The following is a 9,252-nucleotide window of genomic DNA, read 5'->3' as shown; positions in this document are numbered from 1 at the left end:
CCCCACAACCCATGAGAGGGATGGCCTCTGCCATTGCGTCAGGGATTGGACTAAGACCGGTGACGCGGTTTCAGGGGCGTGCTCATGCGTCCGGCGATTGACGCCCTCGTCTTGAACGCCACCTGAAAGCCTTCAACACCCGAGGGGGAACTCGCATGGCCAACGACAAGAACCACCTGCTTCCACGCAACCTGCTGCTTCGACAGACCGTGGCCCGGCTGCTGTTCGCCGCGCCCGTCTTGTCGGTCATGGGTTGCGCGGAAGAGGATCCGGGATGCATCCCGTATGACGCGCGCGAGGCACGCTACGACGTCAGCGGCTGGCTTCCGGACGGGGGAACCCCCACGGACTCGAACTGCCTGGCGGTGTGCCGTCCGGACGCCCATCGCTGCCAGGTCCACTCCGTTTCCTCGTGGCAAGAGGACGGCGGTGTGCTCATGAAGCCCTACACGAACTGCTTCTACACCGCACCCGCGGGATGCGCTTCCGACGGACGCCGGCCCGAGGGACTCCAGGCGGCGCGAGCGCAGGCGCGGTGCGCGCTGGGCAGCCACTTCGCGCGGATGGCCTGGTTGGAGGCGGCCTCCGTGCCCGCCTTCCTCCGGCTCGCGGAGGAGCTGAAGGCCCACGGCGCTCCCGCCGAGCTGATCCGCGCGGCCCGACGCTCGGCCGGAGAAGAGGTCCGCCACACGCGCGCCGCGCGAGCACTGGCCCGGCGACACGGCGCCACCGTGCCCGCGGTGGAGGTCGCTCCGTTCTCCTCGCGCTCGCTGGAGGCCCTGCTGTCGGAGAACGCGAAGGAAGGGTGTGTCGGCGAGACCTATGGCGCGATGGTGGCCGCGTGGCAGGCACGCACGGCGCGCGACGAGCAGGTGCGGGAGGCGCTGAGCCGGATCGCCGAGGATGAGCTGCGCCATGCCGAGCTGTCCTGGGCCGTGGAGGCCTGGGCGCTTGAGCGCCTCACGCCCGAAGCGCGCCAGCGGGTGCGTCAGGCGCGTCTCGAAGCCTTCCACGACCTGGAGCGAAGGGTCGCGAGTGAGGAGCCCGAGGCCGTGCTCGTCGAGCAGGCGGGGCTGCCCTCTCGCGATGCCGCGATGCACCTCCTGCAGGGACTCCAGGTCCTGCTCGCCTGAGCGACTCCTGGAGGGCCGATGACCGCATCGGCCCTTGGCTCGCACGCGGCGGTTTCAGTTGCGGACCACCGCCACGTCGTCCACCTGGAGCCAGGTGTCGCCCGCGTTCGCCCACGTCCCGGCGTACACCTCCACGCTGTGGTTCGAGCCGGAGTTGAAGGTGACGGTCTGGAGCGTGTAGCCGCCCAGCGGCTGCGTCAGGTGCACCTCGTTGAGGATGGGGCCGGCGTTGAGCCCGCGCACGCCGAAGTAGCCGTCGTTCTGGTTGGAGGACGTCTTCACCCAGCCGGTCAGCGTGTAGACGGTGTTGGGCGTCACCGCGACCTCCTGCTTGAGGGCGTTCCAGCCGGTGTCGTTGCGCACGAAGCCGTTGTTGGCGCCCGTGCGCGCGAAGCCCAGTCCCCGGTCGATGCCGCCTTTGCCGAACACGGACCACGGGGAGGTGGCGGTGGAGGACGGCTGCTGTTCGAAGCCGCCCTGCGCCACCAGGTTCGCGCCCCGGGTGAGGCTCACGTCATCCAGCTGCGCCCAGGTGTCACCCGCGTCCGCCCACACGCCGCCGTACACCTCCACGATGGAGTTGGCGCCGGAGTTGAAGGTGACGGTGCGCTCCGCCCAGGACGGCAGCGAGCCGTACTGCGTCTCCCCCAGGATGGGGCCGTTGCCCGCGGCGCGCGCGCCGAAGTAGCCCCGGGTGGTGTTGGACGAGGAGCGCAGCCAGCCCTTGAGCGTGTAGTCCGTGTACGGCTGCACCACGACGCTCTGCTTGAGCGCGTTCCAGCCACTGGACGCGCGCACGAAGCCGTTGTCCTGGCCGGAGTGCGCCTGGCCCAGCGCCCGGTCGATGCCGCCCGCGCCCGCCAGGTACCAGGGGGCCATCGTCGGCGTGGGGCCCTGCGTCTCGAAGCCCGGCTCGGACAGCAGGTTGTTGCCGTCCGCGTCGGCGGTGAGCGTCGCGCGCAGCAGGAACGTGTTGTAGGGCGTCCACTGCGAGATGATGAAGTACAGCTCGCTGGCGCCGTTGCCCCACGGGTGGATGAAGCCGTTGTAGATGCCGGGGAAGGCGGCGCCGGTGGCCAGCAGCTTCTCCCCGCTCCAGGGCCCGGTGGGCGTGCCGGCATCGCGCAGCACCACGGCCTGCCGGTGCTCGTTGAGATACGTCATCAGGAAGCGGCCCAGCGCGGCGTTGTAGGAGACGGACAGCTCCCCCGCGATGCCGATGACCACCGGCCGCGCCGCCGCCTGGGACGCGGACCAGCCGTTGCCGTCCCAGTACCGGTACGCGTTGATGTCCAGCAGCGCGCCCTCCGGCACGCGCGCCAGGTGCACGTTGCCGTAGCGCCCGTTGGGCGTGGCGTACAGGTAGACGAAGCCGCCGTTCTTCACGAAGGCGCCCATCTGGAAGGGGTTCGTGAAGGACGCGTTGTTCACCCAGCGCGCCGTGGGGTGCTTCACCCAGTTCTGCCCGTTGTCGTCCGAGTACGCGATGCCCGCGTAGTTGGTGGTCCACTGCCCCGGATTGCCCCAGTGCTTCACGGACATGTAGTGGATGTAGTGGCGCGTCCCGACGCTGACGCCCGCGGTGGGGATGACGGTGATCTCGTCGTTGTCCACCTTCCGGGACGCCAGCACCTCCTTCGCGTGGCGGGTGCCGTCCTGCACCATGGTGGTGAAAGTCAGGCCGTTGGACAGCGTGGTGTCCGCCGAGCGCGCCAGCACGTTGCTGCGCCAGCCGCCGCCGCACCCGCCGTTGCCGCACCAGCCCGCGCCGAAGGTGTCTCCGAACAGGACGAACACCTCGCCGCCCCCCTTGTCCCAGACGATGCCCAGGTCCGTGCCGTACACCTCGTAGTTCGTGTGCGTCTGGTTCGGGTTGGGCAGCGTCTCCCCTGCCTGCGTGGCGCCCGTCACCCGCGCCACCTTCGTCACGTTCGTGGGCGTCACCGCCCCGGCCGTCCCCGCGCCGCCCAGCAGACACATTGCTTGCAGCACCACCGCCCGCTTCCAAGTCGTCACACGCCTCATCACCTGGGCTCCTCCGGCACACGAATGGGTATTCACAGCAAAACAGACAAATCCTGAATCTAGGCGCACTTGCGCGGAAGACTCCAGTGGAGCGCGGGCCCGTGTAGCCTGGGGCCGGCAAGGAGAACCGGATGCTCGCCTGCGTGGACGTGGACTACCGCCCTGACGTCACCGTGGCCGCGTGCGTCCTCTTCCGTGGTTGGACGGACGGCAAGGAGGCCGGGCACCTGGTGGAGCGGGGCCCCGTCGCGGAGCCCTACGAGCCCGGCCAGTTCTACCGCCGCGAGCTGCCGCACCTGCTGCGGGTGTTGGCCGGGGTGCAGGAGCCGCTGGAGGCCATCGTCGTGGACGGCTACGTGTGGCTCGGAGAGGACAAGCCGGGCCTGGGTGCCCACCTGTACGAGGCGCTCTGCCGCGCGGTGCCCGTCATCGGCGTGGCCAAGACGCCCTATGTCACCACCGGCTCGGCCCTGCCCATCGTGCGAGGCCAGAGCCTGAAGCCGTTGCTCATCACCGCCATCGGCATGGAGACCGCGACCGCCGCGGAGCACATCCGGCGGATGCACGGCTCATCGCGCCTGCCGACGATGCTGAAGTTCGTGGACCGGCTGTGCCGTGAGTCCTGACTCCGGAACAATTCGTCGCAAGACGCAGGGCCGGAGGGGCCAGGACGTGCTACCCCACGGCCCATGGACCGTCCCCGCCGCCCCGCCGCCGCGACCTTCGAGTTTCCGGCCGACGCCGCGTTCACCTGGCACTCGGAGAGTGACGAGCCCGCCCCCACGCGCCTGTCGCCCGTGGACGACGGGCTCAGCGCCGACGCCGCGCTCAAGCGCGTCCGCCGGGGCGAGTTCCTGCGCTACACCGGCGACTTCCACAACGCGAAGCAGCTGCTCGGCGCGCTGGGCCGGCGGCTCGAGCGCCCCTGGCAGGCCCGCTCACCGCTGGAGGCCTTCCGGGCCGAACGCCGCGCCCGGCAGCAGGAGCACGCGACGCTGTCGCGCATCGTCGTCGCGCTGGACCGCGGCTACCACCTGGAGCTCTCACGCGCACCGGACGTCGCGGAGGCGTGCTGGCAGGTGTGGGGCGAGCCCACGGCGGACTTCACCGTCGTGCCGCTCAAGCAGCTGCTCGGCATGCTCGGAGCGGCGGAGTGGCGGCGCAAGGGCCTGGCGGTCCCGGGACTGAAGGGCCTGCTCCATCCGCACTACGGCGTCTACCTGCCCACGCGCACCGACTACGTGGAGTTGTTGGCGGCCGTGCCGGACGTGAAGGGCAAGCGCGTGTTCGACGTGGGCACCGGCACCGGCGTGCTCTCCTTCCTCCTCCTGCAGCGCGGCGCGGCGTTCGCGCAGGCCACGGACTGCGATTCCCGCGCGGTCGCGTGCGCACGCGAGAACGCGGAGCGGCTTGGCCTTGCGCAGCGCTTCCAGGTGGCGGAGGCGGACCTGTTCCCGGAGGGCAAGGCGGACCTCGTCGTCTGCAACCCGCCGTGGATCCCCGAACCTCCCAAGAACCGGGTGGACCGCGCGGTGTTCGACGAGGACAGCCAGTTCCTGCGGCGCTTCCTCGAAGGGCTCCCCGCCGCGCTGACGCCGGGTGGAGAGGGATTGCTCATCCTGTCGGACCTGGCGGTGCTGCTGGGGCTGCGTCCGCCCGGGTGGCTCGAGGAGCAATTCGAGCGCTGCGGCCTGAAGGTGGCGTGGCGGAAGTCCAACCCGGCGCGGCACTCCAAGGCGAAGGACAAGGCGGACCCGCTGCACGCCGCGCGCTCCAAGGAGGTCACCACCCTCTACGGCCTCGTGCCCGCCGCCAGGTAGCACGACGGGACACGGGAGCGGCTCCGCCCTTCAGCTCTTCGCGGTGCTGGCCTGCGGGACCGGCTCGGTGCAGACGTCCAGGGAGGCGTCCTGTTGCGCCTGAGCCGCCTGGGTGGCAGAGGCCTCGGCGCCAACGCCACCACAATAGTCAATGCAAATCCCGTCCTGGCCACACGTTGACGGATAGCGGGCCCCGATGGGCCCCATGAAGCAGATTTCGCTGCAGGGTGTAGCGCAATTGCATTCGCTTTCATCCGTGCACGACGTCGGCGCCGCGGAGGCTGTCAACGAGGCAAGGACAACAGCAAGGCTGCCAATGCCGCCAAGCGGGCTCATCCACTTCCGCATCCGGACTCCTGGGTAGGATTGAACGTTCAAGGCTACCCAGGATCCGAATTCCTTCTCAAACAACCGTGTCGGCCAGCCCACAATCCGGCTGGACGTTCGAAAGGCGTTGCAGCCCGCTCAAGGGCAGAGCCACCTCATGCTCGAGCAGCTGCAGGTGGCGGTCCTGCAGGTGGTGCCGTCGTTCCAGGAGCACGTCGTCGTGGCGCTTCCCTTCCCGCAGGTCGTCCAGTTCAGGGCGTCGCAGTCCGGCGCGATACACGTACAGCTTCCATCGGAGCACACCGCGGCCTCGGTGGTGCCCAGGGGCGCATCGGCCGGCTCGGTGCTCGAGTCGGGGACTCCACCACAGGCCACCAGCAGCAAACCGGACAGCACGGACAGCAGCGCGGACTTCTTCATGGGAGCTCCTCTTCGTGGAATGGCATTGCGCCGGGAAAAGCGCTGAAAACCTACCACGGACGGCTCAGCGCACCGCCACCGCCAGGGCTGCGGGGATCATCTCCCGCATCAACTCCACGAACCTGCGCAGCCGCGCTGGGTGAAACCGCGCATACGGATAGAGCAGGTACATGGGCAGGGGCGCGGCCTGCCATCGCGGCACCAGGTGCAGCAGCCGGCCCCGCTGGATGTCCTCGTGCATCACCCAGGACGAGCCCACGCAGACACCGAGCCCCTTCACCGCTGCGCTGCGAAGCGCGTAGAGGCTGTCCGTGCTCACGCGGGGCTGGAAGACGATGGGCTGGACCTCTCCGGTGGCCACGTGGGTCAGTGAGAGCTCGTTGCGATAGAACGTGCGCAGGGACAGCCAGGGCAGCCTGGCCAGCTCGTCGGGATGCGTCGGCACCGGCCCTCCCGCCAGCACGGAGGGCGCGGCCGCGACGATGCGCGGCACCTCGGCCACGCGGATCGCCACCACGCTCGGGTCATGCACCTCGCCGACGTGGATCGCGCAATCAATCCCGTCCGCGATGAAGTCCACCGCCCGGTCGTGCAGCAGCCATTCGACGGAGACCCGCGGGTGGCGGCGCAGGTACTCCGTCAGCGGCTCCACCAACAACTGCTGCCCGAACGCGTGCGGCACCACGACGCGCAGCGTGCCCTCCGGTTCGTCGCTCGCGCCGCGCAGGTCGGCCTCGAACAGCTCCCAGCTGGCCAGCAACTCCTTTGCCCGTTCGTAGCAGCGCGCGCCGTCCTCGGTGAGCTTCATCGCATGGGTGGAGCGCTGCAGCAGCCGCAGCCCCAGCGAGCGCTCCAGCGCCTGGAGCCGGCGGCTCACCGTCGGCTGCGTGGTGCCCAGCTGCGCGGCGGCGGAGGACAGGCTCCCCGCGTCAACGATGCGCAGGAAGGTCTGCATCAGCTCCAGCCGGTCGGCGCTGGCGGGCGTGGTGGGGGCGGAACTCCTCGGCCGGACCTGCTTGGAGGGGCGGGGCATGTTGATACGCGCAGCGTATAACCGCTGTACGGAGCACGCGTCTACCGCGCCCTGCCCCTCTGGCGCACTGTTGCCTCGTAGCGCATCAGCCGAGGTGAACATCATGTCCTTCATTCGCGCCGTACATGGAACCGCCGGAAACGTCCCCCTCCCCGCGCGGGTCTCCGCCGCCAGCCCGTCCCTGTCGGGCGGCCTGCGCCTGCTGCTGGCCGCGAGCGCTGGCCTGTCGGTGGCCTCCATCTATTACAGCCAGCCGATGCTCGGGGTGATGGGGGCCTCCATCGGCGCCTCCGACACCGCGGTGGGACTCGTGCCCATGCTCACGCAGCTGGGCTACGCGCTGGGCATCCTGCTGCTGACGCCGCTGGGCGACCGCTTCGACCGGCGCCGCATCATCCTCATCAAGGCCGCCCTGCTGAGCGTGGCGCTGCTGCTGGGCGGCATCGCGCCGGGCATCCAGCTGCTGCTCCTCGTGAGCTTCGCCGTGGGCCTGACGGCGACGCTGGCGCAGGACATCGTGCCGGCCGCCGCGACCCTGGCCCCCGAGCAGGAGCGCGGCAAGGTCGTCGGCACGGTGATGACCGGCCTGCTGCTCGGCATCCTCCTGTCCCGTGTCATCAGCGGCGTGGTCGCCGAGCACTTCGGCTGGCGCGCCATGTACGGGGTCGCCGCCGCCAGCGTGGCGTTCGTCGGCGTGGCGGCCTGGCGCGGCCTGCCCCGCTTCCACCCGACCAACACGCTCTCCTACGGCGCCCTGCTCGGCTCGCTCGCCGGCCTGTGGCGCAGGTACGGGGCGCTTCGCCGGGCGGCGCTGGCGCAGGGGCTGATCTCCATCGGCTTCAGCGCGTTCTGGTCCACGCTCGCCGTGATGCTGCATGGCGCGCCGTTCCACCTGGGGAGCGCGGCGGCAGGGGCCTTTGGCCTCGCGGGCGCGGCGGGAGCGCTGGGGGCGCCGGTGGCGGGCCGCATCGCGGATCGCTTCGGGCCGGAAGTCGTGACGCGGCTGGGCGCCGGCCTGACCGTCGTCTCCTTCGCCACGATGTTCGCGGCGCCGTGGCTGGAGCCGAATCACCGGCTGTGGCTGATTGGCGCCAGCGCCATCGGCTTCGACCTGGGCGCGCAGATCACGCTCGTGGCGCACCAGACCCTCGTCTTCGGCATCGACCCCGCCGCGCGCAGCCGGCTCAACGCGGTGCTGTTCGTCACCATGTTCATCGGCATGTCCATCGGCGCGGCCGGCGGCAGCCTCGTGCTGGCCCGGTGGGGATGGACGGCCGTGACGCTGCTGGCGACGCTCACCTCGCTGGCGGCCCTGGGGGTCCGCCTGTTCCCGGGAGCACGCACGGCCCGCTGAGCCACGGGGCTGCGCGCGAAGGGGCGCCGGCACGCGCAAAGCGAACCGGCCTCCCCTCCCCGAGCCGGCCGCCTACTGCACGGCCCGTTCGGACAGCAGCCGCACGTTGAGCGCGCAGTTGGCGAAGTACTGGGTGTTCTGCCCGACGCGATGCTGCTCCAGCCGGCGCTGGAGGTTGACGTCGTAGCGGCCGAGCTTCATCAGCCCGTCGTTGAACCAGCCCTCCCCTGCCCCCGAGCCATCCACATACTCCGCGAACACCCTGGGCGCGGGCCAGATGACGGTGTTGAGCGTCACGACGAACCCGCGGATGTCCGCGTCCGTCCACTCCATGCCCGCGTCGTGGGCCTCGACGATGAAGGCCAGCAGGTTGTTCGCGTGCGCCACGTCCTGACCGGGCTGGGCGTTCGTGTCCCACTTGTCGTTCCAGAACCAGGCCCCCGGGTGGTCCGGGTTGGGTTCCAGCTTCGTGCGCAGGGAGGTCGGGAAGTTCGGCATGCCGTGGTGGATGTTGTCGAAGACCTCCAGGTAGCGGGCCTTGCGCTCGGGGTCGGTGGTCATCCTCGACAGGTCCATGGAGATGAAGGCCCAGTGCGCGGCCATGTGCGTGCGGTTGCGGTAGACGAAGTCATCCGCCCCTCGCAGGAACCACTTGTCGAAGATGTGCTTCTCCGTGAACGCCAGCAGCCGGTCGTACTGCGCGCGGTAGGCGCTGGCGGCGTAGAGCGCCGGCGTCTCGCGGATGACGCGCAGCAGACGCGTCACGTAGCGCCAGCAATAGCTCTCATACAGCGGCACCTCCTGCCCGGACGGCTCCGACTTCGACGAGGACCAGCCCAGGTACTCGTCCTTGAACTGGCTTCGCGGAAGCGACGAGGAGACGCGCGCGGAGGCCACCAGGTTGTTGGCGTAGAGCAGCGCCCGGTCGAGGTACGCAACTCTCCCGGTCGCCCGGTACATCGCGGTGTTGGCGTCCAGGCCGTAGGCGAGGTTGTAGAAGTCCCAGCTGTCGCGCGAGTGGCTCCAGGGCAGGAAGGTCTCCTCGTGCTCCCGCCCCCACTCATCCACGAACATGCTCTCCCAGATCGCGACGGGGCGAAGCCCGGCGGGGGCCGGCAGAGCAGGAAACGGCTCCAGGGC

8 protein-coding genes are annotated in these 9,252 nt (G+C 70.1%); 5 read left to right on the top strand and 3 right to left on the bottom strand.

The features are described 5' to 3' along the window. Positions 1-155 precede the first annotated feature (155 nt). Entirely contained in the window at positions 156-1,133 is a 978-nt protein-coding gene (locus NR792_RS02205; RefSeq protein ID WP_375758404.1) for a hypothetical protein, read from the top strand. Between the two features lie 54 nt (positions 1,134-1,187). Here NR792_RS02205 and NR792_RS02200 read toward each other — a convergent pair whose 3' ends face one another. Continuing rightward, the gene (locus tag NR792_RS02200; protein WP_375758403.1) at positions 1,188-3,158 is read right to left on the bottom strand and encodes a DUF4185 domain-containing protein; all 1,971 of its coding nucleotides are present in this window, start codon (positions 3,156-3,158) and stop codon (positions 1,188-1,190) included. Positions 3,159-3,289: 131 nt separating this feature from the next. On the opposite strand from NR792_RS02200, the gene NR792_RS02195 reads away from it, so the two are divergent. The 3 genes from NR792_RS02195 (at position 3,290) to NR792_RS02185 (ending at position 5,771) form a co-directional block, all read left to right on the top strand. Then, complete coding sequence (locus NR792_RS02195; protein ID WP_375758402.1) at positions 3,290-3,784, top strand: endonuclease V; 495 nt, start codon at positions 3,290-3,292, stop codon at positions 3,782-3,784. A gap of 63 nt (positions 3,785-3,847) precedes the next feature. Beyond that, a complete protein-coding gene (locus NR792_RS02190) occupies positions 3,848-4,978 on the top strand; it encodes a 50S ribosomal protein L11 methyltransferase (protein WP_375758401.1) in 1,131 nt (376 codons plus the stop codon). A gap of 484 nt (positions 4,979-5,462) precedes the next feature. Beyond that, a complete protein-coding gene (locus NR792_RS02185; RefSeq protein WP_375758400.1) occupies positions 5,463-5,771 on the top strand; it encodes a hypothetical protein in 309 nt (102 codons plus the stop codon). A gap of 18 nt (positions 5,772-5,789) precedes the next feature. Here the strand turns inward: NR792_RS02185 and NR792_RS02180 are convergent, their stop codons facing one another. Next, positions 5,790-6,758: a LysR family transcriptional regulator gene (locus NR792_RS02180; RefSeq protein WP_375758399.1), complete on the bottom strand. Its 969-nt coding sequence runs from the start codon at positions 6,756-6,758 to the stop codon at positions 5,790-5,792. Between the two features lie 103 nt (positions 6,759-6,861). Between NR792_RS02180 and NR792_RS02175 the strand changes: the two genes are divergently transcribed. Beyond that, entirely contained in the window at positions 6,862-8,112 is a 1,251-nt protein-coding gene (locus NR792_RS02175; RefSeq protein ID WP_375758398.1) for an MFS transporter, read from the top strand. Between the two features lie 72 nt (positions 8,113-8,184). Here the strand turns inward: NR792_RS02175 and NR792_RS02170 are convergent, their stop codons facing one another. Next, the gene (locus tag NR792_RS02170; RefSeq protein WP_375758397.1) at positions 8,185-9,186 is read right to left on the bottom strand and encodes a hypothetical protein; all 1,002 of its coding nucleotides are present in this window, start codon (positions 9,184-9,186) and stop codon (positions 8,185-8,187) included. Between the last annotated feature and the right edge of the window lie 66 nt (positions 9,187-9,252).

Source organism: Corallococcus exercitus, assembly GCF_042231735.1.
GTDB classification, from domain to species: Bacteria; Myxococcota; Myxococcia; order Myxococcales; family Myxococcaceae; genus Corallococcus; species Corallococcus exercitus_B.
This window is presented reverse-complemented; position numbering and strand designations above follow the sequence as displayed.

Coding starts and splice junctions, on each gene's coding strand:
- NR792_RS02205 (WP_375758404.1), top strand. CDS start 156: ATGGCCAACGACAAGAACCACCTGCTTCCACGCAACCTGCTGCTTCGA.
- NR792_RS02200 (WP_375758403.1), bottom strand. CDS start 3,158: ATGAGGCGTGTGACGACTTGGAAGCGGGCGGTGGTGCTGCAAGCAATG.
- NR792_RS02195 (WP_375758402.1), top strand. CDS start 3,290: ATGCTCGCCTGCGTGGACGTGGACTACCGCCCTGACGTCACCGTGGCC.
- NR792_RS02190 (WP_375758401.1), top strand. CDS start 3,848: ATGGACCGTCCCCGCCGCCCCGCCGCCGCGACCTTCGAGTTTCCGGCC.
- NR792_RS02185 (WP_375758400.1), top strand. CDS start 5,463: ATGCTCGAGCAGCTGCAGGTGGCGGTCCTGCAGGTGGTGCCGTCGTTC.
- NR792_RS02180 (WP_375758399.1), bottom strand. CDS start 6,758: ATGCCCCGCCCCTCCAAGCAGGTCCGGCCGAGGAGTTCCGCCCCCACC.
- NR792_RS02175 (WP_375758398.1), top strand. CDS start 6,862: ATGTCCTTCATTCGCGCCGTACATGGAACCGCCGGAAACGTCCCCCTC.
- NR792_RS02170 (WP_375758397.1), bottom strand. CDS start 9,186: ATGTTCGTGGATGAGTGGGGGCGGGAGCACGAGGAGACCTTCCTGCCC.